At 45.3% G+C, this 25,824-nt stretch carries 22 protein-coding genes; 19 read left to right on the top strand and 3 right to left on the bottom strand.

The features are described 5' to 3' along the window. Positions 1–110: 110 nt before the first annotated feature. The 10 genes from AC58PQ_RS20915 to AC58PQ_RS20870 all read left to right on the top strand — a co-directional run bounded on the left by AC58PQ_RS20915 (position 111) and on the right by AC58PQ_RS20870 (position 14,776). Positions 111–572: a DUF8821 family protein gene (locus AC58PQ_RS20915; protein ID WP_497244929.1), complete on the top strand. Its 462-nt coding sequence runs from the start codon at positions 111–113 to the stop codon at positions 570–572. A gap of 239 nt (positions 573–811) precedes the next feature. Continuing rightward, positions 812–3,976: an ATP-binding cassette domain-containing protein gene (locus tag AC58PQ_RS20910; protein ID WP_497244927.1), complete on the top strand. Its 3,165-nt coding sequence runs from the start codon at positions 812–814 to the stop codon at positions 3,974–3,976. Positions 3,977–4,117: 141 nt separating this feature from the next. Beyond that, positions 4,118–6,274: a discoidin domain-containing protein gene (locus tag AC58PQ_RS20905; protein WP_497244925.1), complete on the top strand. Its 2,157-nt coding sequence runs from the start codon at positions 4,118–4,120 to the stop codon at positions 6,272–6,274. Between the two features lie 139 nt (positions 6,275–6,413). Next, positions 6,414–9,860, top strand: coding sequence for a glycoside hydrolase family 2 TIM barrel-domain containing protein (locus AC58PQ_RS20900; RefSeq protein WP_497244923.1), 3,447 nt, complete (start codon positions 6,414–6,416; stop codon positions 9,858–9,860). A 199-nt stretch (positions 9,861–10,059) separates the two neighbouring features. Further along, entirely contained in the window at positions 10,060–11,256 is a 1,197-nt protein-coding gene (locus AC58PQ_RS20895; RefSeq protein WP_497244921.1) for an Alp7A family actin-like protein, read from the top strand. Beyond that, the gene (locus AC58PQ_RS20890; protein WP_497244919.1) at positions 11,253–11,615 is read left to right on the top strand and encodes a hypothetical protein; all 363 of its coding nucleotides are present in this window, start codon (positions 11,253–11,255) and stop codon (positions 11,613–11,615) included. The genes AC58PQ_RS20895 and AC58PQ_RS20890 overlap by 4 nt, the downstream gene beginning before the upstream one ends. A gap of 52 nt (positions 11,616–11,667) precedes the next feature. After that, a complete protein-coding gene (locus tag AC58PQ_RS20885; protein WP_497244917.1) occupies positions 11,668–12,126 on the top strand; it encodes a hypothetical protein in 459 nt (152 codons plus the stop codon). A gap of 96 nt (positions 12,127–12,222) precedes the next feature. Beyond that, positions 12,223–12,399, top strand: coding sequence for a hypothetical protein (locus tag AC58PQ_RS20880; RefSeq protein ID WP_477588136.1), 177 nt, complete (start codon positions 12,223–12,225; stop codon positions 12,397–12,399). A gap of 181 nt (positions 12,400–12,580) precedes the next feature. Then, positions 12,581–14,407, top strand: a complete 1,827-nt coding sequence (locus AC58PQ_RS20875; RefSeq protein WP_497244915.1) for a diguanylate cyclase domain-containing protein — start codon at positions 12,581–12,583, stop codon at positions 14,405–14,407. Positions 14,408–14,599: 192 nt separating this feature from the next. After that, positions 14,600–14,776, top strand: coding sequence for a DUF2524 domain-containing protein (locus AC58PQ_RS20870; RefSeq protein ID WP_477588138.1), 177 nt, complete (start codon positions 14,600–14,602; stop codon positions 14,774–14,776). Positions 14,777–14,851: 75 nt separating this feature from the next. On the opposite strand, the gene AC58PQ_RS20865 is transcribed toward AC58PQ_RS20870, so the two are convergent. The 3 genes from AC58PQ_RS20865 to AC58PQ_RS20855 all read right to left on the bottom strand — a co-directional run bounded on the left by AC58PQ_RS20865 (position 14,852) and on the right by AC58PQ_RS20855 (position 17,206). Next, the gene (locus AC58PQ_RS20865; RefSeq protein WP_497244913.1) at positions 14,852–15,139 is read right to left on the bottom strand and encodes a hypothetical protein; all 288 of its coding nucleotides are present in this window, start codon (positions 15,137–15,139) and stop codon (positions 14,852–14,854) included. Positions 15,140–15,263: 124 nt separating this feature from the next. Next, positions 15,264–16,529 (bottom strand): sensor histidine kinase, encoded by a 1,266-nt coding sequence (locus AC58PQ_RS20860; RefSeq protein ID WP_497244911.1) that lies wholly within the window; start codon positions 16,527–16,529, stop codon positions 15,264–15,266. Then, positions 16,529–17,206 (bottom strand): response regulator transcription factor, encoded by a 678-nt coding sequence (locus AC58PQ_RS20855; protein WP_497244909.1) that lies wholly within the window; start codon positions 17,204–17,206, stop codon positions 16,529–16,531. Before AC58PQ_RS20855 ends, AC58PQ_RS20860 begins: the two co-directional genes overlap by 1 nt. Before the next feature lie 219 nt (positions 17,207–17,425). On the opposite strand from AC58PQ_RS20855, the gene AC58PQ_RS20850 reads away from it, so the two are divergent. From AC58PQ_RS20850 to AC58PQ_RS20810, 9 genes are all read left to right on the top strand, one after another. Then, on the top strand, positions 17,426–18,163 hold the full coding sequence (locus AC58PQ_RS20850) for a polyphosphate polymerase domain-containing protein (protein ID WP_497244907.1): 738 nt from the start codon (positions 17,426–17,428) through the stop codon (positions 18,161–18,163). Then, on the top strand, positions 18,160–18,840 hold the full coding sequence (locus tag AC58PQ_RS20845; protein WP_497244905.1) for a DUF4956 domain-containing protein: 681 nt from the start codon (positions 18,160–18,162) through the stop codon (positions 18,838–18,840). Before AC58PQ_RS20850 ends, AC58PQ_RS20845 begins: the two co-directional genes overlap by 4 nt. 30 nt (positions 18,841–18,870) lie before the next feature. After that, a complete protein-coding gene (locus tag AC58PQ_RS20840) occupies positions 18,871–20,619 on the top strand; it encodes a carbohydrate-binding domain-containing protein (protein ID WP_497244903.1) in 1,749 nt (582 codons plus the stop codon). Between the two features lie 303 nt (positions 20,620–20,922). Continuing rightward, on the top strand, positions 20,923–21,300 hold the full coding sequence (locus AC58PQ_RS20835) for a GntR family transcriptional regulator (protein ID WP_497244901.1): 378 nt from the start codon (positions 20,923–20,925) through the stop codon (positions 21,298–21,300). 3 nt (positions 21,301–21,303) lie between these two features. After that, positions 21,304–22,017, top strand: a complete 714-nt coding sequence (locus tag AC58PQ_RS20830; protein WP_497244899.1) for an ABC transporter ATP-binding protein — start codon at positions 21,304–21,306, stop codon at positions 22,015–22,017. Further along, positions 22,018–22,761: a hypothetical protein gene (locus AC58PQ_RS20825; RefSeq protein ID WP_497244897.1), complete on the top strand. Its 744-nt coding sequence runs from the start codon at positions 22,018–22,020 to the stop codon at positions 22,759–22,761. Positions 22,762–22,763: 2 nt separating this feature from the next. Next, positions 22,764–23,849 (top strand): DUF4097 family beta strand repeat-containing protein, encoded by a 1,086-nt coding sequence (locus AC58PQ_RS20820; protein WP_497244895.1) that lies wholly within the window; start codon positions 22,764–22,766, stop codon positions 23,847–23,849. Positions 23,850–23,891: 42 nt separating this feature from the next. Next, entirely contained in the window at positions 23,892–24,824 is a 933-nt protein-coding gene (locus AC58PQ_RS20815) for an ABC transporter ATP-binding protein (RefSeq protein WP_497244893.1), read from the top strand. Then, entirely contained in the window at positions 24,817–25,761 is a 945-nt protein-coding gene (locus AC58PQ_RS20810) for an ABC transporter permease (protein WP_497244891.1), read from the top strand. Before AC58PQ_RS20815 ends, AC58PQ_RS20810 begins: the two co-directional genes overlap by 8 nt. Positions 25,762–25,824: the final 63 nt, after the last annotated feature.

The raw sequence follows: 25,824 nt of genomic DNA, 5'->3' as shown, positions 1-25,824 counted from the left end.
TTAAACTTGCCGATACAGACAGCTTCCAGTCAAAATTCTTTATTTGAATCATTTTTGGTATAATATTTAGATTAGAGGATGTAAATAAAGAGAGAAAACGAGGGATGGAAATGTCATATATCGTTGATTTTAAAAATGTGTCTACAGTTGGTTTAGAGTCCTCACCTGTAGTAGAAGCGCTTGCTGGTTTACGTGCGAATGAAGCCCGTTATTTTATGAACAAATACGAGCATGAATTTACGGTTGTACCAGCTAGCGAAAGTCAGGAGAGTCTTGATTATGTGAACCTCATTTTGAAAGAACGTAATATTGAGTTTGCGGCCAAGCCTTTAGAAACGTCGCGTTTTCAAGTGGAAAACATCCAATTTACCTACGTCTTTTATGAGGATGGTCTAAGCGTCAATGTCATGTATACGGTTGATGACCCAAAGAAGCGGGCCGTTGGTTTTAAGCTTTCTGAGGGGATGGAGATCCCAAGTGAGTTAGCAGAGAAGTTTAAGTTTGCTAGGCAGAAGTCTAAATTAGCTGGAACCATTCGGGGCTCATTTTTTGTAATAAAAGGGCAATATTAAAGTAAAGCAAATAAAGAAGGGCCATCCGCCGAAGGATGGCCCTTTTCAAAACCTGCCATTACATCAGCTGAATGAATGGCTCACTTAAACAACTTGTCGGTTTATAGTTCTTTAGAACTATTATGGCATGATAGGGAGATCCATAAGTATGGAATCTATAAATAATAGATTTTGTTTAAGCATTTAACATTGTGCTAACATGGAAATAATAGATTTATAAAGATAGAAAGGATGTACCTATGAAAATAAATCAATTAATTTCGAACAATATTAATCGATTAGATGCAGCTCTGCCTGTGGATAAATCGTTAGGTATTGCTGGTTTGTCAGGGTCTGGTAAAACTACTTTCTGTCAAACGATTGGTGAAGAATCCAAGAAGCGTCTCGTTTCTTTATTGCCAAAGGCAGAATATCAGTATTTATTTCCTGAGATTATGGAAACCAATTTCAGTGCCATCAAGATGGAAGAAATGCCTTTAGTCCTTTTTCTCGGAAAATCATCGATTTCATCCAATCCTCGTTCAACCATCGGCACACATACGGGCGTGTTTAAAGAGATTCGCGTGTGTATGGCTGAGAAATTTAATCTATCTCCCGAAGTGTTTTCTTTTAATAATGCCTTAGGCTGGTGTCCCGATTGTAAAGGGCGAAGCACGACCTCAAATGTCCAATGTTCAAAGTGCGAGGGTAAGCGCTACAATCCAGAAGTTGAGCAATACAAGATGGACTTATTGAATCAACCACATAGCATTTCCGATATCAATAACTTAAGCATCGAAACAATCCTTTCTCTTTCAGAGGAATTACAAATTAGTGAAGCGAAGCAGCATATTCTCCAAAATATCATCAATATGAATATTGGTTACTTAACCTTAAATCGTATTATGGGTACATTGTCAGGCGGTGAAATAACACGCATGTACTTGGCCGAATTCATGGCAACAAGTGAGAATACGGTTATTATCATTGATGAAATCTCCGTGGGACTTGATCACCAAACGCTACTGAAAATTTTAGAACAGATTAAACAACTAGGGGATAAGAATCAAATTTGGCTCATCGATCATTCGGACACCGTGCTGGATACGACAGATGAGCAATTGTTCTTTGGACCTGGCAGCGGGAAATATGGTGGGAAAATTGTTGAAGAATCACCACGCCCCAAGCCAATTATTCGGGAACGAAATCAGGCGGAGCCAACACAATTCTACCAATTTCAAGATCTGTACTGTCGTAATATTCAAATGGCTGAGATTCAGATTCCCAAAAATAGACTTGTCACCTTCACGGGTGAGTCGGGATGTGGGAAATCAACCCTTGTTAATGAGTGTATTGTTAAAGATTTTCAGAAGCGTTACCCCAAAGATAAACTGGTCGTGGTTGGGCAAGATCGCAATCAATCGATTTCCAGTCGGTCAACCATTGCGACCTTCCTTGATATTAAGAAGAAACTCACGAAGTATAGTGAGGAAATTGATGATATTTTTCAGCGCTCGATCGAAGATATTATTGATGAACTGCCAGGTGAGGATATCGCTCATAAACGCTTGAGCTTATTGATTAAACTTGGACTAGGTTATTTGACGTTGGAAAGAAAAACACAGTCCTTATCGACGGGTGAATTTCAATGTGTTCATTTAGTTTCTGAGCTGTTTGCCAACTCCAAAAACCCGCATATGCTTTTTATATTTGACGAGCCTTCCAAAGGTTTATCACAGAATATTTTGAACCAATTCATTGATAGTGTAAGGGACATCCTAGTAGATGAATCTGTCTCCATGCTGATGATTGAACATAATGCCTATATGATGGAAAGCTCTGATTATATCGTTGATTTTGGTAAAAGGCAGCCCGAACCCGTTGCGCATCTAGATGTTGTTAGTCATGACGACTATTATCGTCAGAAAAACGGGGAAGACAGCCATACTCCATTGCCTATTTCTTCTAGACTTAAGCCGCAAAAAGGGATTCATTACTTACATGAGAACCAATTGGACTATTTTAAAAACGCAGAGAACGTCTATAAGGGTGGCATTCTAAAAAGCTTATCGCCAATCGCCCGCGTGATTTATGGGGAGTATGAATCGGATACGATTGCACCTGTCATCGCTATTGATCTTGAACGACACCTGTATAGTCAGTATAGTTTTCTCTATGAAATAGGTGGACTGATCAATCATATTGTGGCTGCTCATCCGACCAATAAAGATACAAGCAGCTTCGATTTCTATTACCAAGACAATCATTGTCCAAGTTGTTCGGGTCGTCGAGTTATTGATCGCTTTGATATGGATGTGCTCATTCAAGACAAAACAGTACCCTTCTGGGAGGGCATGTTACTTCAAGAAGTGATGGATGTTTTGAAATATTATCAACATGCCAAGCTGAAATTCATCTTTGAAGAGATCAAGAACGAGCTCGGTCATGATATGAGTAAAAGCTATAATGAGATGTCCGAAGCAGAGAAGAATACGTTCTTATATGGGTATTGGGAAAAGTCATTTTATGATAAAGCAGGGAAAGCTTCGAGAACATGGGAAGGCTTTAACCTCATCCTTGGGCGTTATATGGTCATTTCGAAGAATCTGGATATTAAAGAGGCTATGAAGGCCTCAAGAGAGATGATAAGCTGCCCAGTTTGTCACGGAACGGTGTTAAAGCACCATAAAAAGCTCAAATTTGGCAGCACGGATATTCGCGAGATTATTCAGCAACCGATTGATCGGGTTATAGAAATTGTAGGCAAGCTGCCCGAACTAGAAAAACTAAAAGCCATTGTTGGCGGCGATCTTGCACTTTCAGAAGATGTCTCCTTACTTCCTAGGGAAACAAAAGTTGCTTTGAAAATGCTCGAGCTTGAACTTGCAAGCTTTGTGGGCTATGAAGTCGTTCTACAAAATGCCGTACCCTTTATGGACCAGATTAAAAGTAACCTCGAGGCGATCAGCAGTAGAAACTTGATTACCATCTGTGATTTTGACCATATTACAGAAACAAGAGAGACCATAATTGATAAGTATTTCACCAATGGGAAATATAAAAAGCTCACTTATGTCTATGAAGCGTTTGGTTATAGTAAAATTGTTACGCAAATTAATAAGATTAAAGCCAGTCATCCATGTCCATTCTGTCTCGGGAAGAGAGTTATTTCAGAAGATGGTCTGCATGATGGCGTACAAAAATTATCGGTGCCCTGTGTGAGTTGTTATGTAAGTGGGATCAATGATGAAGGACGCAAGGAAATCGTCGATGGCGTAGACGTACAAACATGGCTAACTGGCAAAGTAAGTGATGTTATTGCTGAAAATCTACGAACAGAAGCAGTTGCCGATATTCCTATCTTCAATCGGATTCGTGAGTTGAATAAACGAGATATGATGGCGGTTTATCATAGTTTGAAGTGAAAAGCATATTGAATGGAAAGAGCAAGCTACTGGCAGATTGTGTCGGTAGCTTTTTGCTTGTTTCATAGGAAGAAAGACCTATTCCCCTACCTGTCTTCATGTTATAATTTGGGTAATTGGACAGGAAGTAGGGTGAATAGGTTGAGGAAATATCTAGGTCAAGGCATTCTAGTTGCGTGCTTATTAATTGGTTTACTGCTTATAGTACCACTGCGTTCCAACGCGGTTACACCACCGAAGATTAGTTCAGTGAATTCATCAACACTTGATGGCGCTTATAAAGCCGGCACTACGATTACAATTTCAGTGAAATTCGAAAGGTCAGTGACGGTACAAGGTACCCCATCCATTACGCTGAATAGCGGAGGAACAGCCTACTATACCTCAGGCAGCGACACGGATACACTCCACTTTACTTATACTCCCCAATCAGGCGAAAATTCGACAGATTTGGACTGGTCCAACGGAAGTGCACTTTCTCTAAATGGCGGAACCATCATGGATGCTTCGAATGTGTCTGCCAGTCTATCAACGCAACTACCCGCATTAGGGGCAGTTAAAAACCTTGTGATTGATACAATTGCACCTGCGGGGCCGGTTATTACGTTATCGCCAACAGGACCAACGAATAAAGTTACTGTAAGCATTAGTTACCCGTCGGATACGGTGGATATGAGGTATCAAATGTGGGGAGATCATCCTTCGGGGTACGAAGGCCCTTTCGATTTATATGCTAATCGAACGATCTCCGCATATGCAACGGATGCGGCAGGTAATTTAGCGGAAACCGTAGCAGTAATCGCTAATATAGACACAACGCCACCGACAGTAAAGGCTAGAATTAAGGGCGGTGTACAAGCTACCCATTCGAATGTAGTTAAGCTGGAATTGACCGATCCATCTGCAGACGTTACACAGATGCAGTTCTCAGATAACAATGAGACGTGGTCCGAATGGGAATCCTACAATTCGTTCAAAGAAGTTACATTGCCATCAGGCGAGGGGCTGAAAACCATCCGAGTTAGGGTCAAGGATGCTGCCGGCAACCTCAGCGAAGTATACCCTGTTTCTATTACCTTACTACCAGCGGATGAGGAAATTAATCTGGCGTTATATTCGAGTATGACGGGTTATCCCCAGGTGACTACCTCGTATACATGCTGTGGGCATGGTGAAGATGATGGACAGAAAACAGTGAATGGTTTATTCGATTACTCGGATGGTGCGCACGATAGATGGACGAACTATGGTGGCCATACATCTGATTGGCTGATTTATGATTTGGGTGAGTCAAAAACATTTAACCAGATCAAGTTATACCTATTTAACGATAGCGGGGGCGTAATGCCCCCATCCAGTTATGTTGTGCAATACTGGATGAATAACCAGTGGACCGATATGCCGACTCAAACGAAAACGCCTACCAGTCCCTCTGCTGTTAGTAATAAAGCTGGGGCAACAAAGGAAAACACCTTGAACACGGTCGACTTTGATCTCATCTCAACCAACCAAATCAAAATAACAATGAATAATGGAAGTGCCTTTATAGGATTTGTTGAGCTGGAAGTTTTCCTCCATGTCACAGCAGGGAATACACAAGCCGCGGGCAGTGTGCAGGCGGCAGATGCCACCGCCGCTAGACCAGTCATATCGGCTATCGATGTTTTACCAAACCGAGAAAATGTAAGATTATCAGATAGCGAGGCTATTCAAGCCGCACGCGAAGCTTACGACGGTCTTACAGAGAGTCAGAAAGCCTTAGTGACTCGTTTAGATCACTTGGTCTTAGCAGAAACGGCTCTAATCGAACTGGAAGCGACTCTGATAGACGTTTCTGTGCAATCTGTCTTTAGCAATGCAGCGGGAAATGAAGTCACGATAACACTGGCGTCCCCGTTGGATATTTACTATGGATTGGACGCGAATCTCTTTCATATTCGTGTGAATGGTGAAGAGATCGCAGTATCAGAGGCTTACATGGATTACGGTGATTGGAGTTATCGAACAATTAAACTTTTGCTCTCCTCACCTATAGAGCCAGCTGCAACGCAAGTTACCATAGACATAGAGCGTGGAGCCTTACGGAATAATCTATATAAGTTAAACAGTGCGATCACAAACTTGCCGTTGATAACGATTAATTTACTAGATGTGACAGCAGACAATCAGATTGGTATTGACGATATCGCTCAAATCGCTAGTCAATCGGAATGGCAGATTGATGTAAATCAGGATGGCGTCTTTGATAGTGAAGATGTGAAGAGTCTACTAAGTCAAATTTCACCGATTGGCCAATAAAATGTACCGCAAAAAAGACCCCGCAATGGGTCTTTTTTGTTTAATTCAACGGTGTTTATCTATAGTTTTTACAGTTATGTTCGGGTATGCCATTGTTATAATTAGTATCAAAAACGCAAAGAAAGCGAGCACACCAACAATGAATAAGAAAACACTGTTTAATGACGGGTGGGAATTCGCCAAGAGCAGCCTAGACGTTACTGAAAGCACTGCCCTGACATTTGAACCGGTTGATCTACCTCATGATTGGCTAATTTATCAAACATTAGATCTTTATGAAAATAGCATTGGTTGGTATCGCAAGCGATTCATCAGTACGAAAGAAGCCATGCAGATCCTCCTATGTTTCGATGGTGTTTATATGGATTCTTCCGTCTATGTGAATGGCCAGTTTATTGGAGAATGGAAGAATGGGTATTCTTCTTTTGAGCATGAGATGACAGAGGCGCTTGTTGACGGGGAGAATGTGATTCTGGTCAAAGTGGTGCACCAAAGCCCCAATAGCAGATGGTACTCGGGAGCAGGCATCTATCGGAATGTGTGGCTTAAGACCAGGGATCGCACTCATATTGAAACGGATGGCATTTACATATCAACGCAACGGGATGAAGATGGTTGGCAGGTAGATATCGAGGCAGAAATGAACATCTTTGACGATGTACATATCTCTCATACTCTTTTATACAAGGATCAAATTATCGCATCGGCTTCAGAAAAAGTTGTTGCAGGGGGCGTCCCTAGCTCCTGTCATTGCCAGAGGCTAGTGGTGCAAGAGCCGCTTGTATGGAGCACGGAGGAACCTCATTTGTACCAGGTTGTAACGCAATTACAGCTAGTTGAGGCAGATTCGAGCATCCTTGAAACGATAACGCAACATATCGGGTTTCGAGAAATCACATTTGACCCCCAGCAGGGTCTGAAGTTAAATGGCACATCCATGAAGCTAAACGGTGTCTGTGAGCATCATGATTTGGGAGCTTTAGGAGCCGCGTTCAATAAGGAAGCTCTGAGAAGAAGGTTTGTGATTTTGAAGGAAATGGGCGTTAACGCTATTCGAACCGCTCACAATATGCCTGCGGTCGAATTGATGGATTTGGCAGACGAGATGGGGCTGCTAGTGGTATCGGAAGCTTTTGACATGTGGGAAAGATCCAAAACACCTTATGATTACGCACGATTTTTTAAGGAATGGGCTGCTATCGATGTGAAAAGTTGGGTCATGCGGGATCGCAATCGTCCGAGTTTGCTGATGTGGAGCATTGGCAACGAGATTTATGATACACATGCGGATGTGAGAGGGCAAGAAGTAACGCAAATGCTGATGGATGAAGTGCTTAAGTACGATCCGAAGCAAAACGCTAGAGTGACCATTGGCTCGAACTATATGCCGTGGGAGAACGCTCAGAAGTGCGCGGATATCGTGAAGGTTGCAGGCTATAATTATGCAGAGAAATACTATCAGAAGCACCATGAGGAGCATCCAGATTGGATCATCTATGGCAGCGAGACGGCCTCGGTCGTACAAAGTAGAGGTATCTATCATTTCCCATTTGAAAGATCCATTCTTGCTGACGATGACGAGCAATGTTCGGCACTAGGGAACAGCTCAACGAGCTGGGGGGCTAAGTCGGCAGAAGCTTGTATTCTAGCGGAAAGACGTACACCGTTCTCCCTAGGCCAATTCATATGGACGGGCTTTGATTATATTGGTGAACCAACCCCTTATCATACGAAGAATTCTTATTTTGGACAGATTGATACGGCTACGTTTAAAAAAGACTCCTATTATATCTATCAAGCGGCATGGACCGATTATAAAAAGAAACCGATGATTCATATATTCCCCTATTGGGATTTCAATGAAGGTCAACAGATTGATGTCCGGGTGTGCTCGAATGCACCGAGAATTGAGCTGCAATGCAACGGTGTTACCGTTGGCACGCATGAAATTGACCATGTGAAGGGAACTCAACTCGTTGGCTGGTGGAAAATTCCTTATACCAAAGGAGAATTAACTGCGATCGCCTACGATGAAACAGGTGAAGTGATTGCGACGGATGTCATCAAGTCCTTTGGAGATGCAAAGAAGATTGGTTTGCATGCGGATAAGGAGAGACTGATCTCCAACGGTATGGATTTAATTTTTGTAGAAATAATGATGGAAGATGAAGCGGGCCATCCTGTAGCGAATGCGAATAATCGCGTGCGTGTGGATGTTACGGGAGCGGGTCGTTTGATAGGCCTAGATAACGGCGATAGTACCGACTATGATCCGTATAAAGGGAGAAGCAGAAGATTGTTCAGCGGCAAACTCATGGCCATTATAGGGGCAACACTGGAGCCTGGAAAAATTCGGATTGACGTGTCTTCCCTAGGTTGTGAAAGCCAGAACGCTGAGTTTGAATCACTTCCAGTAACAGATGGGGCTGGGACCATAGCGGGGACTTCCGCTTTTACGAGTAACCGAGATCTGCCATGTGTCGTGGGAAATGATGAGGAAATACCGCTTCGCAAGATTGAGATCCTAAGCGATTCGGGGCAACTGTTCGATCCCTCCCGACAAGTGATGGTCGTACGGGCCAACTTATTTCCCGAGAATACGTCCTATCGAGAAGTAGAGTGGCGTGTTGTCAATGATGCTGGAATCGTCTCCAACATTGCTAGCGTAGAAGCATTTGGTCATGAAGCGAAGATCACCGCTTTAGGTGATGGGGAATTTCGAATTCGTTGCATGAGCAAGAATGGCACGGACAAGACCAAGCTGATATCACAGCTAGAATTTAAAGCAGTTGGCCTCGGCACAGCCTATAAGGATCCCTATGCATTTATATCCGCAGGGCTCTTTGATTATAAGAAAGGCGAAGTGAGTAACGGCAATGAGAGAGGCGTTGCTACTAGTCGAGATGGTGAAACGCAAGTCGGCTTTCGTGAAATCGACTTCGGTGCGTATGGCTCGGATACGATTACGACGTCCATTTTCGCTTTAACTAGCGAGAAGTACGCCATGCAGATTTGGGAAGGAATGCCAGATGAAGAGGGCAGCGCGCTGCTAGCAGATGTTACTTATCAAAAGGAATCCAAATGGAACGTGTATCAAGAGGAAACGTATCGCTTATCCAAAAGGCTTCGCGGTATTACTTCGCTTTGCTTCGTCCTACATCAGAAGGTACATATCAAGGGCTTCTCATTTGACCATAAGAGTAGAGCCTTTGAGCAAAATCTTGCTACGGAGTGCGATCGCATCTATGGGGATACGTTCACAATAATGGAGAATCGCATTGAAGGTATCGGAAATAATGTTTCACTAGAATTTGAACAAATGGATTTTACAAGTGAAGGCGCTGCGAAGCTTGTCATTTGTGGCAGATCACCAATTGATAAGAATACAATGCATATCCGATTCGCTACGGATGAAGGTGAAAGTGTTCAACTCGTTGATTTTACACAGTCGGATGGCTATGAAGAGCAAGTATTTGCATTAGAGCAAAAAACAGGCATGCAGAAAGTGACCTTTATCTTCCTGCCAGGAAGCCATTTTGATTTTGGATGGTTCCGATTTGAAAGCCTGCCAATCCCGATTGGCTAGCCTGTATAGGAACCTTTAATCAATCTTAAACTTCAAACTTTAAACGCCAGCATTTAAACGCTAAAGTTTAAACTTTAAACCTTAAACTTGATTTCCTCTGCTAAATCAAAATTGTTAAAAATTCCTAATAACCCTCCTAAATCAGCCCAACATTGCGAATCTAGTATAGTATCTCAATAGGTTGGGAGAGGAAATAGACATGGCCAAACAGGATATTCTTACCACAACCATTCACTTGTCCATCGATAATGGCAGCAGTCATATTAAAGGCATATATGACGATTTGAACAACAGCTTTATTTTCCCTAATGTGGTCGCACAACCGTTTGGGGAGCGCTTCTTGTTGATGGAACAAGGAGATCCCTTGGATTTCTTAGATGTGCAGATTACATCGCCCTCGATTGATACGGAGCAATACCGTCATGTCTACGTTGGAAATTTGGCAATTGGCGACGAAGGTATCGTTCATGAGATTGTAGGAGATAAAGCTGTACAAAAGAAGGCGCAGCGGCCTGAAACGATGGTTACCCTCTTAACGGCTGCGGCATATGCCATTGCTATGAAGAATGGGGATGCCATTAAGCGCGGAAAGAAGCGCATTAAGGCTACGGTACAATTAGGAACGGGACTTCCCATCAGAGAGATCACGAAATTTAGCGAAGAATTTGCACATAAAATAACAGGAGGCGTCCATTCCATCACGTTTGTTACGACCCCCGTATTTAAAGGGGTAACGGTAGAGATGGAGTTTACACTGCCATCGGATATTAGCATTGATGATGTGTCAGGTGTTTATGACATGGAGGCCACTTCCAAGTCACAGTTGTCACATAAAGGCTTTGGGATAGCCGATGTTGGCGGTGTCGATATGGATATCGCGTTTTTCAGACCAGGGCTTGATCTGGATCAACGGCATTCAACAGGTGCCAAAATCTACTTGAATGATGCCTTGGAAAGCATACGTAATGAGATCAATGCCCAAGGTGAGGAGTTAATCTCCAGCACGGCGGAACTGACACTCATGCTCGTTAACAAGGAGTATGAAATATACGCCGAAGGTAAAGTTGCTTTTGACATGACAAGCCTTGTCAACCGACACATGCGGATCCTAGCCGAGAAAGTGTTAAAATACGCGCGTAACTCATGGAAGCATGTTCGCTATGCTAATGAGTTTTGGTTTATTGGAGGCGGTGCGATCGTACTTCAACCGTGGATCGAGAAATTAAATGCCGAATTAGGCTTGCCACTTCGTTTCGATCATTCCGAGTTCAGCCAATTTCGCAATGCTCGCGGTACCTTCTTCCTATTGGAGCATGCCCTGAAACAAACGGATAATGAAGCAGCGGCAACCATGGAATCCGAGAGAGGATCTGAGGGTGGGAGCGGATCGGCTTGAAGAAACGGAGATCGACTGTTTTAGTTTCTCCAGGTAAGGATGTGACGCTATATATCCCGACTGAAACACCGCCAGAGGTCATTGCGTATATGAATCGGTTGAAAGCTGAAGGGATGTTTAGTCATGGCATTATGGATATTTTGACAAGGCACATCCTTCAGGAACAATTGATTGTGAAGCTGGATCATGAAGACACTTCACATCATGTCATCGGATCATTCGTAGATGAGGCTATTTACTTCGCAGCACCTATGGAAGACCAGGAATCTATGGATACCCCAGTTTCTAACAGCCAGAAGAACTTCAGTTTGGAAGACATATTTCGGCAAGCCGGCCGTAATGCCGGTAAGCTGATGTAGGAAATAATTGAGTGGGGTGAACTCCGATCATAATGAAAAGGGGGACATCGAAATGTCTAACGGGCAGGCAAACGAGGGAACACGTAATTTTACACTTTCGGTTGATATTTTTCGTCAACCAGGCTTAGATTTATGTTCTCAAATGGTCTATATGATTTTGAAAAGCTTTGGCTCCGAGTCAAATTTCCCTGAGCTATCTGAGATTTCCATACTTGGCCGAATGACGGACAAGCAGACGATGAAGGCGTTGCAAGACCTGGTAGAACTGAAAGTTCTTCCGCATAAATTGTTTCGCCGGATGGTTGGTGATTTCCAAGATGACCGCCTCTCCTGGGCGGCGAAGGGTTTGCTTATCTTTTGCAAAGAGAACCCGCATATTCATTTACATGACTTACTGGAATTAACGAGCCAATCCGGCGAGGACGAGCATAGTATTCGAAATTCGTTAAAAGAGTTGAGCCAATACGGCTACCTGGATGAATACCCTGAATGGCGGCTAATCGCAAACTGAGCCGAGCGAGGATGGTTTGGAGCCAATTGAGACACACTAATTGGTATGCCAAGGCAATGCGTCTGGCAACAACCATTAAAACTAAGAGGTGATCATGTGAGCGGAAGAAACAATAAGCCGGACAATGACGGCCCAGCAGGGAAGCCGGGCAGACTTGACCAGTATGGCGACAAGCTGGGTTCGAGTAATGAGGCAGAGTTCGAGGCAGCGGCTAATCAGGCTTGCGAGGTATCCTCGACGGAGGACTTGAGCGATCAGGGACAAACGCACTAATAAAGGGCTTCGCTAGTGAAACAAGGAAGACCATCCTTACTCTACAGGGTGGTCTTTTCTTATGCCTTTTTGCGGTACACACACTTGGATAAGAAAATTAGTAGGGATGATGTCTTTTACGAAAGGAGATCGCAATATTTTGTCGAATCATGTAAAAAAACGATTCTATTTGGAGGCCTAAATGACCCTAACTCAAGCTTCTAAAATCGCAGTACATAACCTATTAAACATGCCTGCGAATCGTTCACAGCGGAGATTTGCCTTCATCATTGGCGCTATCGTTTGTTTTATTTCATTGCTATCCATACCGTTTGCTCGAGAAAAGCTATCGGAATTACAAGCCTATCAACCGGCGATCTTTTCGACGGTCATTTGCTTTGAGCTGATTACCGCTTATGTGTTGTATAGTCAATTTCGGATCAGTCGCTCGCCTTCCGTGATCGTGCTTGCTGCGGGGTATCTCTTCTCGGGCGGGATGAGTTTGATGTATTTGTTGACCTTCCCAGGCATATTTGCTCCGTCCGGCTTGTTTCATGCGGGCACTCAGACAGCGCCTTGGCTCTATTTATTCTGGCACGCAGGGTTCCCGTTAGCGATTTTCGGATATATACTGCTTGAATATAAATGTAAAGATGTGCAGCTAAGTTCACAGATGGCCCGAAATGTAGCGGTGCTGGCCGTGTTAGCCGTAATCCTTCTAATTGGCGGGTTTACCGCGATTTCAACGTATTTTCATGATCAGATGCCGATTATATTTCAAAATGGAAATCTTAAACCGTTGTTCACCTATGGACTTGGATTGCCGATTGTGTTGTTCAGCGTTATTGTCCTGGTGCTATTTTACAGGATGACGAGAGGCAGTACAGTGACCGCGGCTTGGCTTTGTGTCGCTCTACTTGCGTCATTACTTGACGTAGCCATTGTCCTTTGTGGCGGGGGCAGGTTCAGTATCGGCTGGTATGTGGCCAAATGGAACACGTTCGTATGTGCGAATGCGGTCTTGCTGGGCATGATTTATGAATTTACTAAAATGTATGTAAGCATGACGGAACTGTACCGTAAAGTGGCCGAAAGCGAAAGCAAATATAAAATATTATTTGGTGAAAGCCAACTGGCGGAACGGAAAATTGCCAAACAAAACGAGATCATCGAACGCATGCTCGAATCAAGCCATGAGGCGATCGTGATGTGCGACGTTCAGGGGAATGTCGTTTTTGCGAATCGCCGCTTCGAGCAGTTATTTGAAAGACCCCTATTGAACGGCCAGAAGCTAGCGGATTACTGTGTAAACATGAAGGCTGCGCATGGAACATTGGCTAGCGTTATTGAGAATTATTTCAAAGGGCTGCAACCTTTTCGTGAGCGAATTTCAACCGTTACGAGTGGAGAAAAGACCAGATATTATGAGTGTTATGTCAGTCCGCTGGCAGATGAAGCCGATGGGATGCTCCATGGCCATTTATTCGGATTTCATAACCGGACGGATGAAGTGCGTATGGTTTATTACGACGAGTTGACAGGACTCCCTAACCGGAGATATCTGGGTGAGCGGCTAATGGAAGCATTGGAGCGGGCGAAAGACAGTATTGCAACATTTTCTGTATTCTTTATGGATTTGGATGGATTTAAGAAGGTCAATGACACGTTAGGGCATGAAATGGGGGATCGGCTGCTGCAGGAAGTCGCCAATATCCTACAATTGTGTGTAGGGAATCGCGGCGTGTGTGCAAGATGGGCCGGTGATGAGTTCATCGTACTACTTGAGATCATTGATAGTAAGGAACAGCTAGAAGAAATCGCTCAGAGCATTATTCAAACGATCCAAGATTTGCGCGAAGTAGACGGCATGGAGATTCATGTTACAGCGAGTATCGGTGTTGCTATCTATCCCAATGACGGATCGGAAGGGAAAACCTTACTGCAGCGTGCTGACCAAGCGATGTACGAAGCTAAAATGAGAGGTAAGAACAATTGTTGCTTTTTTACGACCAGTTCAGGAATGCAATAAGAGGTATCAAATTCGGCCAACTGCTTATAATAAACTCGCACTATCTAAAACCTACATTTCAAGGAGTGTGAGTAACATGTCAGGTCACAAACAGCAAGGGCAATCCAGAAAAAATACAACCACGCGAACACAGGACCAGAGCAGCAATAAGGGTGGAAAATAGCTTGGATCGATACATGAGGAGGCTGGAATATGCTCGAAAATGTAGAAAGTAATTATGATTGCGCGAATGCCGGAGATGATTTGCACAATTTAATACAGGAACTTGAACAGTTCCAAGGCCCGGAAGAGCAGCGCAATCGGCTTGAAAACCAGATCCAATTTATTCAGAATAAATGTTCCATCACGCATGAGCATATCCCTAAGTAAAAATAAGTCCACGCCTCATCTTCAGAGGCGTGGACTTTTTACTAGCTGTTCATGGCCGCGTAGACATGCCAGAGTTTATCCCTTCGTCATCCGATTAAGATCGGAAGTGAGCTTGTCCAACTGAAGGAAGCTTTCCAGAATGTCGCTAATTCGGCTGTCCTGTGTCGTCATGCTAGCGGACATTTCTTGGATGGACGCCATGTTCTCTTCGGTAATACCAGCAATCGTGATGATCTGGTCCGTAATCCGGGTGTACTGCTGGTGCAGCTTCTCAAGGCCTTCATTCATCGGAGCAATTTCGGCTGCCCCAGCGGATAGCGCCTGCTCGAACAGGGCATCCGGATTGTTGACGGTCACAATCATTCGAAATGAACCTTGTTTTACATATTCGGAGTTGAAGTCAGGATCATTTTGCAGCTAGAAATTGGCTGTTATTGTGTTTCGTGTTAGCTCCCGAGATGTGAAAAAACAACATTTTTTCAACTCATCAAGGAAGCTGCACATAAAACGACGTCGTCTCATTCAGCACGCTTTTCGCAGTTATTTTCCCCTTATGCTGTTCAACGATTGACCTCGCTATAGCTAATCCCAGCCCATAATCGCCATGCTTGCGTGAACGAGATGGATCCGCGCGGTAGAAGCGGTCGAAGATCCGCTCTACATGCTCAGGCGGAATGCCTTCTCCTGTATTCGTCACCGTGAGAAGCGTATCGTTATGATGCTTCTTGAAGGTAAGCGAAATTGCGCCCTTCGGTTGCGTGTATTTGATTGCATTGTCCAAGAGAATCATGACGACTTGCTTAATTTGCTCACTGTTGCCGTGAAGAGTAAGGTTAGGCTCAATGTCATAGTCCAGTGAAATATCCTTCTCGAACACAACGGCTTCCATCGTGAGAAGGACGCTTTCAACAGATTCACTCACATTGAAGTCGCTGTACAGAATGCCTGCCCTGGAATCGTCCATTTCCGTGAGATAGAGAAGATCGTTGGTGAGCGTCTTCATGCGTTCTGTCTCGGATTTGATACGGTGCAGCCATTTCGATTGGCTTTCAATCGTATCTTCGCTGTTGGCCAAAAGAACATCCGCATTAGTATTGATGACCGCTAACGGTGTCTTCAATTCATGAGAGGCATCCGCGATGAATTGCTTCTGTTTCTGAAATGCTTCTCGGACCGGCGCGATCGAGCGGTTGGCGAAATAGCGGCTCGTAAAGAAGATGACAATTAGCATCACCAATCCGACGAGCGTGAACGTATACACGAGATTTGTAAGGATGCTATGCTGAGCCGTCACGTCGAGATAGACGACGCCATACCCTGCACCATTCTTTTGCACCATATATGCCCAACGGTTGCCATCGAGTGTGAATTGACCGATATCCGATTTGCTCGCGGCAGCTTTCTTAATAGCGAGCTCGTAGAACGCTGTGTCCATGTCAAATCGGGAGTTCGTCGCCGTGATCTCCCACTGCTCGTCAGTTTGCAGCTGGAAAGAGACCGATCGCTCGGGCGGCGAGTCCATATACCCTTTGGCATCTTGCGGAGGATGTCCTCCATCAGGTCCGAGCTTCGGATTTCCCTTTTTGCCATCCGGCTTCAGGTAAAAGTCCGAGACGCGGTGCAGCTCCATATCGATGTCTGCCCGTACATTTTGATAAGTAATGAAATAGATCGTAGCGAAGGATAAGAGCATGATGCAAGAAATGATCACCAGATTGACGATCAGAAATCGGTTGCGAAGCTTGCTGAACATTAAGCGGTCACCTCCAACACGTATCCGACGCCTCTAAGCGTATTAATTCGGACAGATGATTGTAAGAAGGCGATTTTTTTACGTAAAAAAGAGATATAAACCTCCACGTTGTTATGCTCCACTTCAGAATCGAAGCCCCATAGCTTCTCGATGATCTGTTCCTTCGATGTTACCGCATTCTTCCTCGTCATTAATAGCTCCAGGAGCTCGCTTTCTTTTAAAATCAGCTTCAGTTCCTTCCCCTTGCACGTCAGCTTGAGATTTCCCGTATGCAACTCGATGTCTCCGAACTTTAATGCATCCTCCGGCACGACCTCGCCCTTGCGTCTTAACGCCGCGCGTATCCGAGCTAGCAGTTCTTCCGTTGAGAACGGTTTGGCCACATAATCATCGGCGCCGTAATCCAATCCTGTTATTTTATCCGAAATTTCACCCTTGGCCGTAAGCAAAATCACCGGTGTTGAGATCCCTTTGGCGCGCAGCGTCTTCAATAACGTGATCCCGTCCATCTCAGGCAGCATAATGTCGAGCAATAGAAGGTCATATATACCGCTTAACGCGTTATCCAGCCCAGATTGGCCATCATGAACGGCGTCAACGGAGTAATTGTGTTTTTTTAAAATTTGGGATAAAGCTTCTGCTAAATGTACCTCATCTTCTACGATTAGAATCCTCATTCTCGTTTCCCCCTTAGCGCCCTCATGGTGCTTTCGAATGGCATGACTTCATTATAGACCTGCGAACCTTTAATCAACCTTAATAGTAGCACTACGTATGGATTTACGAAAAAAACATAAATCATTTCGCATTTAAGTTTCACTAAAGGTTCGAGGGCTAAGATACAGTCATGGAACAGCGAGCAACACGCAACATGAACGAGAAGGAGGCACACCTGAATGGCGATTGAAGTATTTAATCGATATGAAAATAAGTATTTGATGGATTCGAAAGCTTTCTACACGATCTATAATCGACTACTCGCATATATGGAAATGGACGCCTACAACAAGAACGATCAATTTTATTCGATCAGTAACATTTACTTCGATACCGAGCATGATTCATTGATTCGAAATAGTTTGGCCAAGCCGAAATACCGGGAAAAGCTGCGAATTAGAGCTTACGGCGTTCCAGAAGAAGACGCGAAAGTGTATCTGGAGCTGAAGAAGAAGGTGTTCGGGCTTGTGAATAAAAGAAGAACAGCGCTGAAGCTGAATGAATCCTATGCGTTTGTACGAACAGGCGTCGAGCCGGAATTGCAGCCATACATGAACAAGCAGGTGATTCAAGAGATCAAATATTTCTTGGGACGCTATGACTTGGAGCCGAAGGTGTATCTAGCGTATGACCGGATTGCGATGTTTTGCAAAAATAACCGAGATTTGCGGATCACGTTCGACACGAATATCCGTTCAAGACGCTACGATCTCAAGCTGGAGAGCGGCGATTATGGGGAACAACTGATGGGCCGCGGGCAATGGCTGATGGAAGTGAAGGCGGAGAAAACGATTCCGCTCTGGCTGTCGAAGATGCTGTCCGAGCTTCAGATGTTTCGGACTAGCTTTTCGAAATACGGCAATGAATACAAGAAAATGCGAAATGAACAACTAGCGGGGGAGCGGATCCATTTATGATAGATTCATTATTTGCACAAGTCACAGCAGGCACAGAACTAACACTAACGAATGCACTTTTAACGATAATTATTGCCATTGCACTAGGAGGTATTATCAGCTTCACCTATATGAAGACACAGACGGGTTACACACAGAGCTTCACACTAACGATGGTCGTGTTGCCGGTCATTGTGGCCATCATTATTCTGCTTATCGGCAGCAACATTGCTAGAGCTTTTAGTTTAGCTGGTGCTTTCTCGATCATTCGGTTCCGAAGTGCGCCTGGTGATCCGAAAGATATCTCGTTCGTCCTGTTCACGATGGCGGCCGGTCTTGCCTGCGGCGTTGGATCGTTTGGTTATGCGGTATTATTCACACTTGTACTTTGCGTATTGATGTTTGTCCTGAAAGTGACCAACTTTGGCGCCAAGAAAGCAACACAGAAGTTATTAAAAGTGACGATTCCAGAGAACCTGGGGTATGAGGAAGCATTTGACGAGGTTTTCAAGATGTTCGACATTGCCTATGAATTGAAAAAGGTACGAACAACCGAGCTAGGTAGCCTATATGAACTCGTTTACTTAGTAACGATTGATCATCTCACGAGTCAGAAAGAATTCCTAGACGCGATTAGATGCAGAAACGGGAATTTAGATATCACATTAACGATGAGCCCTACAGCGACTGAATTTTAGAAATACGAAAATGAGAGAGGAAGATATCCTATGAAAAAACCGTTAAATATGAAAGGCGCAAGTGTCCTGTTATTATGTGCTGTTGTATTAGCAGCATGCAATGAAACGACTGAACTAGCATCCACTATTACGGAGGCTAAATCTGTTGCAACGACAACTGGGGCTGCTTCAAGTGGAAAAGTAACGACCACGGATGTCATCCAGAAGGTCGAGTATAAGGCGGAAGATGCCTACACGGATTGGGCTTCTGCGAGTTCGACGAAGATTGCGTTGACGGGTACTAGCGCAACAATCGAGGGTGAGGGAGCGACGGCGAAGGATGGTAAGATTACGATTACGACAGCTGGAACGTATGTCGTGAGTGGTAAATTGACAGATGGTCAAATAATGGTCAATGTGAAGGATAAGGGCGTTGTTCGCTTAGTTTTGAACGGAGCGGAGATCTCGAATAGCACGAGTTCGGCGATCTATGTTGAAGAGGCAGGCAAGACGATCATCAGCTTACAAGAGGGGACAGAGAACTTAGTCTCGGATGGAACCAAGTATGTGTATCCCGATGCTGCGACGGACGAGCCTAACTCGGCGATCTTCAGTAAGGATAATCTAACCATTAACGGAACAGGGAAGCTCGTTGTGAAAGGGAACTACAACAACGGGATCACCAGCAAGGATAAGCTGAGAATCACGGGAGGAAAGTTGGAGGTTAAAGCTGTTGATGATGGTATTATGGGCCGCGATTTGGTAGCTGTTCAAGCGGGTACCTTGACCATCGATGCAGGTGGACACGGTATCAAAACGTCGAACGATACAGAGGGATCCGAAGGCTACATCAGCCTTGCGGGCGGATCGTTTACCATCAAATCCGGCGAGGATGCGGTGCATAGCAGCGGCGGACTTGATGTAAGTGGCGGGGATCTTCGTATTAACGCTGGCGACGATGGCATTCACGCTGAGGTTTCCCTTGCGATCGCAGGAGGCACGATTGATATTGCCCAAAGCAATGAAGGGATCGAGGCGCCTGCGATTGTGATCTCTGGCGGTAAAACCAGCGTCGTCTCTACGGATGACGGTGTGAATGTCTCTAACAGCGCTGAGTCCGCTGAAGGTGGAGGCGGCGCGCCAGGTGCATCCGGCACAAATTCGAGCAACATGCTGACGATTACTGGCGGCACCTTAACCGTCGACTCGAAGGGTGACGGATTGGACTCGAACGGCTCCGTTACAATGAGCGGCGGTACGGTCATCGTCAACGGACCGACCGAGAACAACAACGGTTCCCTCGACTACGACGGCACGTTCGTGATGACAGGCGGCTTCCTCGTAGCCGCGGGAAGCTCCGGCATGGTGCAAGCCACGTCTGACAAGTCGACGCAAGCTGGCGTCCTCATGACGTACACCAAGACCCAGCAAGCTGGTGCACTGGTTCATCTCGAAGATAACTCAGGTAACACGATTATCACTTTTGCGCCTGCGAAGAACTATCAGTCCGTGTTCGTCAGCTCACCGAAGCTGAAGCAGGACGCCTCGTACACGCTGAGCTCGGGAGGCTCCTCGACAGGCACCGCCACGAAAGGTCTTTATGACGGCGGTACGTATCAAGGCGGAACAAAGATCGTCGACTTCAAAACGTCGACACTCATCACATGGTTGTCCGAAACTGGCGTAACCGAGGCTAGAAGCGGGATGATGGGCGGCCCTGGCGGCGGTGGCCGCGGGCAGGGTGGAGGCGGAATGCCGCCTCAAGGTGGCGGACAACGTCCGCAAAGAGCAGCGCAGTAATTGCATAGGGGTTTTAAGAGCTGTCCTACAAGTAGCATGGTCTACTTGGTGGGGCAGCTTTTCTTTTGGAAACCTAGATTAGCAAATTGGCATAATCGGCTGCAATAAGGCCCGTAAAAATGGGCGTTAAAGCTATGTTTGGTGCATTTCGCTGGCCTTATCGCCGCCCATCCAGGAGGGCTTTCCTCCCCCTTTTGTTCCATGTCCAATAAATAGTCATTGACAATCCACACCAATATAAATATTCTTATAGTGCACTAGTTCAATAGTGCACTGGTTTGCGGTGTAGAGGAGGGTAGGACCGTGCAACTTAATTTTAATAGCCCGAAACCGATTTATTTGCAGATGGTGGATGAGGTTAAGAAGGCTTTGGCCAGAGGCGAGCTCTCGCCAGGCGATAAAATCCCGTCCCACAAGGAGCGGGCACAAATTTCACAAGTGAATCCCAATACGGTGATGCGTGCTTACCAAGAGATGGAGCGGGTGGGTTTGACGGAGACGTTACGAGGTCAGGGTACTTTTATCAAGAATGATCCGGCGATGCTCCTATTGATTCGCTCTGAAATGGCGCAGGCTGCGGTTCATCAATTTATCGAAGAAATGCGCGGGTTGGGCATTGAGCCAGACGAAATGGCGCAAAGGCTCCGCGATACATTACATAAAGAACGTAAGGAGGGATAGACCGTGTCCAACGAAGAGAATCCGTACATGATCGAGCTCACAGCAATTCAAAAGAAATATTTATTAAAGCAAGCGATACGCGGCATCGATCTTCAAATCAAGAAAGGCACGATTGTTGGCTTACTCGGGCCTAATGGCAGTGGGAAGTCAACATTGCTCAAGATGATGGCCGGTATGATTTATCCCACATCAGGCAGCATCCTTGTGAACGGCAGGAAGCCTGATGTACACAACAAGCAGCAGGTGGCCTACTTACCTGAGATTGACCATCTCTACGGATGGATGACGGTGAAAGAAACGTTGCGCTTTATCTCCGGGTTCTACAAGGATTGGCAGGAAGAGAAGTCGGCGGAAATGTTGCTTAAAATGGAGCTCGATGAGAACCAGAAGGTTCGGAATCTGTCCAAAGGGATGCGTGCTCGACTGAAGTTGATCGTGGCGTTGTCGCGCAAGGTTCCGCTTATTCTGCTGGACGAGCCATTCTCGGGCATCGACCCATCCTCGAGGGCCAAAATTATTCGCTCGATTATTAGCGAGTTCCAATCCGAAGAGCAGACGATTGTGCTTTCTACCCATTCCGTGAATGAATCTGAGCCTATGTTCGACGATGTTATTTTTCTGCAGAATGGCCAAATTACGATATTCGACTCCACCGAAAATTTGCGCGAGACGTACGCTTGTTCGTTAGAGAACATATGGGAGAAGGTGTACGGGTAGATGGCACTCTGGAACCTATTCAAGAAAGAAGTAAAAAGTATTTTCCCCCTATTCGGTTTTTTCGCAGTGGCCGTCGTCGCCCTGCACGTGATTCTATTATACAAAAATGCTGCTTTGGATATCGATTCGGCTGCAGCGCTATCCATCTTTTTTCCGTATTTACTACTAGCTGTCTTAGCGATTGGTACAGGTCACTATCAGCTCCATGTGGAGTGGAGAACGAACTCGATTTATCTCCTGCTGTCCTTACCTATTCGAGGGTGGAAGGTGCTAACGGCCAAGCTGGCGGCGGTGCTAGCTTTGCTCATTGCAACGGCGATATGGATTGGAGCCAGCTTTGCGATTTTATTACTACGTGTGATGTGGGATGAAGTTGTCACAAGCGAGGATTGGTCTGAGATCGGTCCCAGCCTAGTTAGTCTGGCGGGGAACACCATCTGGATGAGCCTTTTCGTCATCACATTCCTGTTAATTGTCGTACAGTTCACATTCCTATGTGGGCAGCTCGTTGCCAAGTTCAAATGGTTGGTGATGCTTAGCGCATTTTTTGGCATCAGCTGGTTGGTCCTTCGAGTCAGCCCGCTGTTATCCGACCTGCTGGCATGGACACCAGATATCGTCATTGGACATCAGGATTTAGATGTGGCTTTCCTACATTCAGGCCCCTTTATTGTGCTTGGCTTACTCTGCATAGGATTAATAGCGCTGAATGGTTTTATTTTCGAGAAAGAAGTGGAGGTATGAAGATGTCTTTTCGGCAAAAAAGAAGGTTTCTTCTCACCTCTGTTGCGATTCTGTTCTTACTCTCGATTCTGGATGTGTCCTTCGGCAAGGAAGATGTTTTTCGAACGTATAGTGAGCAATTCGTGAATGAAGAGAAGACGGATGCCTTTATGGGGGCGAAGCGAGCTGTAACGGCAACAGCGCAGCTTCAGTCAGAAATCAATAAGCCAGAGGTCAAGGAAGTGCTTCTAGCAAGTCTTGGGGGCAAAATAACAGTCTTACGATCGGAGTCTCGGGCAATTCGGTTACAGTACACCGTGACAGCATCAGCTGCGAGTATAGAGGCAGCTAATCGTAGACGAGATGCCGTCACCGTGGAAGAGCAAGTCCAGAATGGACAAGTAACCTTCGTCACGATGGCAAATGGCAAGATCATTGACCCCGACGATATATCCATCGATTATGTGCTGTATATCCCCGATGCCACGAAGGTGAACATTACGAATGAGAATGGCGCCGTGCGCATCAGTGGGATTAATGGGGATGTCGAAGCCTCCTCCTCCAGCGGAATCATGGAAATTGCACATGTCCAAGGAGATATTTCGGTGAAATCCAGTTATGGAAGTCTCTATGTGACGGACATTTCCGGAGAAATTAATCTAACGAACAACGCCAGTAAAACGAATATGGACCACACCAAAGGTAATTTGGTTCTCACTACGAAATCAGGTCAAACGCATGTATCCGACGTCCTAGGGAAAGTCACAGGCAATACGAAGTACGGTGCTATGTACCTCCGTCAAATTGTTGGCTCCGTAGACGTCAATAACTACGCTTCAGATCTTCAATTTGACCAGATTCAAGGCGACACCCGCGTTATATCGGAAGCAGGAGAGATCAGCTTCATTTTGGCAGAATCCGAAGGTTATGCGCTGGATGCAGCAGTGAGTGGGGGAAGCATCCAAACACTTCTTCCGCTGCCTATCATTAAGCAGGAAGCAGACAACAATAACGACTATGAAAAACGACTGAAAGGTCAAGTGGGTTCTGGGAAATGGAAAGTGGAGGCTAAGGTGCGATCAGCCGACATCCTCATTCAAGTCAAGTAAACGAGTTCTCAAATTTAGAAGAATCGACAAGGAGGCTATCTCATGAGCAGTGAACCAATCGTAAGCCTACGAGGTGTTACGAAGCGAATTGGACGTACAACACTCATTGATAATTTGACGTTTGACGTACCGCAAGGTGAAATATTTGGATTTCTGGGGCCAAATGGGGCAGGAAAGACGACAACGATCCGTATGATGGTTGGCTTAATGTCGATCACGCAGGGAGAAATTATCATTAAAGGTAAGAACATCAAAAATGAATTCGAGCAAGCGATCCGCCATGTGGGCGCGATTGTCGAGAATCCGGAGATGTACAAATATTTGAGCGGCTATCATAACTTAATTCATTATGCGCGCATGGTACCTGGGGTATCGAAGGAACGGATCGACGAAGTGGTCAAACTCGTGAAGCTGGAGACACGGATTCATGACAAAGTGAAAAAGTACTCACTAGGCATGCGCCAGCGTTTGGGTGTCGCTCAGGCGTTGCTGCATAGGCCGTCACTTCTCATTTTGGACGAGCCGACGAACGGGCTTGATCCAGCAGGGATACGCGAGCTGCGCGATTATTTGCGATATTTAACGCGTTCCGAAGGGATCACGGTTATCGTTTCCAGCCATTTGTTAACCGAAATGGAGCTGATGTGTGATCGTGTTGCGATCCTGCAGCAAGGCAAGCTTGTCGATGTGAAGACGATTCAAGATTTCATGGCAGATTCGAAGGATGGGACGCAAACCTATTTAATTGAAGCCTCACCTGCGGAACTGGTTCACGCGGCTATCGTTGGTATGGCTGGCGTTAAAGATGTGAAGATCGTTCCCGAGGGCGTGGAAATCATTACAGAGCGAGACTGTATACCTGACATCCTTGCTGATCTCATGCGCAGAGATGTTCGCATCTATGGTGTCCAAGTGCTGCGACAATCCTTAGAAGACCGGTTCTTAGAAATGACAGGGGGTGAGCAAGTTGGTTAATTTAATACTGAATGAAAATATGAAGCTCTATCGCCGTGTGCGTACATGGATCATGGTCGGCATCATGATTGGTGCCGTCTTCCTGGGCAGCTTCATGGATTGGTACTATGATGATAAATCAGGAGAGAATGATGCGTGGCGGGATCATGTGATTGAGCAGAAGCAGGAACTCACAGATGCGCTGAAGGAGCCGAAACGGAGTGCGGAGAGCAGGGCAAACATCGAAAAGCAGATCTCAAGATATGACTACCACCTCGACCATGATATACACCCGGAAGGGGGGACCATGTGGAGCGGAATTAACGGTTCGGCGCAGTTGATTATTTTGATCACCTTGTTCACCGTTATTGTTGCGGGGGATAGCTTAGCCGGCGAATTCACGACTGGGACCATCAAGCTGCTATTGATTCGACCGGCGAATCGAACGAAAATTTTAATTTCCAAATATTTGTCAATGATTATGTTTGGGTTGTTCTTGTTGGTCATTCTGTTCATCGTGTCGATTCTAGTGAACGGGATTCTGTATAAGTTTGGGCTGATAGACCTCCCTCTAGTGACCATTGATGCAGCAGGCCAAATTATAGAGAAAAATATGGTCGCTAACCTGTGGAAAACGTATCTGCTTAATGGCGTATCCACCATTATTTTCGTCACCATGGCCTTCATGATTTCTTCTGCCTTCCGCAGCAGTATCATGGCGATTGGCTTCTCCATCTTTTTGCTGTTTGCGGGAGCGATCTTCATGGAGATCTTGCACCCGTATGAATGGAGCAAGTACTTGCTGTTTTCTAATATTGATCTATCACAGTATCTAAGTGGAAGTCCATATCAGAAAGGGATGACCATGGAATTCTCCATTATGATGCTTAGCATCTATTTCATCGTATTCAATGTAACAGCGTGGCTCGTGTTCACGAAGCGAGATGTGGCTGCGTAATTTCTCTTTTTAGATAGCATAGAGCACCCCCTAGTGGTGCTCTATTTCTTGATGTGAGCCAAA

This window comes from Paenibacillus sp. J22P143, from assembly GCF_059692035.1.
Note: the sequence above shows the minus strand (reverse complement) of the source record. Positions and strands in the feature narration are given on the sequence as shown.

Bases quoted from the DNA above. Each gene is read 5' to 3' on its own strand.
- AC58PQ_RS20915 (WP_497244929.1), top strand. From the start codon at position 111: ATGTCATATATCGTTGATTTTAAAAATGTGTCTACAGTTGGTTTAGAG.
- AC58PQ_RS20910 (WP_497244927.1), top strand. From the start codon at position 812: ATGAAAATAAATCAATTAATTTCGAACAATATTAATCGATTAGATGCA.
- AC58PQ_RS20900 (WP_497244923.1), top strand. From the start codon at position 6,414: ATGAATAAGAAAACACTGTTTAATGACGGGTGGGAATTCGCCAAGAGC.
- AC58PQ_RS20895 (WP_497244921.1), top strand. From the start codon at position 10,060: ATGGCCAAACAGGATATTCTTACCACAACCATTCACTTGTCCATCGAT.
- AC58PQ_RS20885 (WP_497244917.1), top strand. From the start codon at position 11,668: ATGTCTAACGGGCAGGCAAACGAGGGAACACGTAATTTTACACTTTCG.
- AC58PQ_RS20875 (WP_497244915.1), top strand. From the start codon at position 12,581: ATGACCCTAACTCAAGCTTCTAAAATCGCAGTACATAACCTATTAAAC.
- AC58PQ_RS20870 (WP_477588138.1), top strand. From the start codon at position 14,600: ATGCTCGAAAATGTAGAAAGTAATTATGATTGCGCGAATGCCGGAGAT.
- AC58PQ_RS20865 (WP_497244913.1), bottom strand. From the start codon at position 15,139: ATGATTGTGACCGTCAACAATCCGGATGCCCTGTTCGAGCAGGCGCTA.
- AC58PQ_RS20860 (WP_497244911.1), bottom strand. From the start codon at position 16,529: ATGTTCAGCAAGCTTCGCAACCGATTTCTGATCGTCAATCTGGTGATC.
- AC58PQ_RS20855 (WP_497244909.1), bottom strand. From the start codon at position 17,206: ATGAGGATTCTAATCGTAGAAGATGAGGTACATTTAGCAGAAGCTTTA.
- AC58PQ_RS20850 (WP_497244907.1), top strand. From the start codon at position 17,426: ATGGCGATTGAAGTATTTAATCGATATGAAAATAAGTATTTGATGGAT.
- AC58PQ_RS20845 (WP_497244905.1), top strand. From the start codon at position 18,160: ATGATAGATTCATTATTTGCACAAGTCACAGCAGGCACAGAACTAACA.
- AC58PQ_RS20840 (WP_497244903.1), top strand. From the start codon at position 18,871: ATGAAAAAACCGTTAAATATGAAAGGCGCAAGTGTCCTGTTATTATGT.
- AC58PQ_RS20825 (WP_497244897.1), top strand. From the start codon at position 22,018: ATGGCACTCTGGAACCTATTCAAGAAAGAAGTAAAAAGTATTTTCCCC.
- AC58PQ_RS20820 (WP_497244895.1), top strand. From the start codon at position 22,764: ATGTCTTTTCGGCAAAAAAGAAGGTTTCTTCTCACCTCTGTTGCGATT.
- AC58PQ_RS20815 (WP_497244893.1), top strand. From the start codon at position 23,892: ATGAGCAGTGAACCAATCGTAAGCCTACGAGGTGTTACGAAGCGAATT.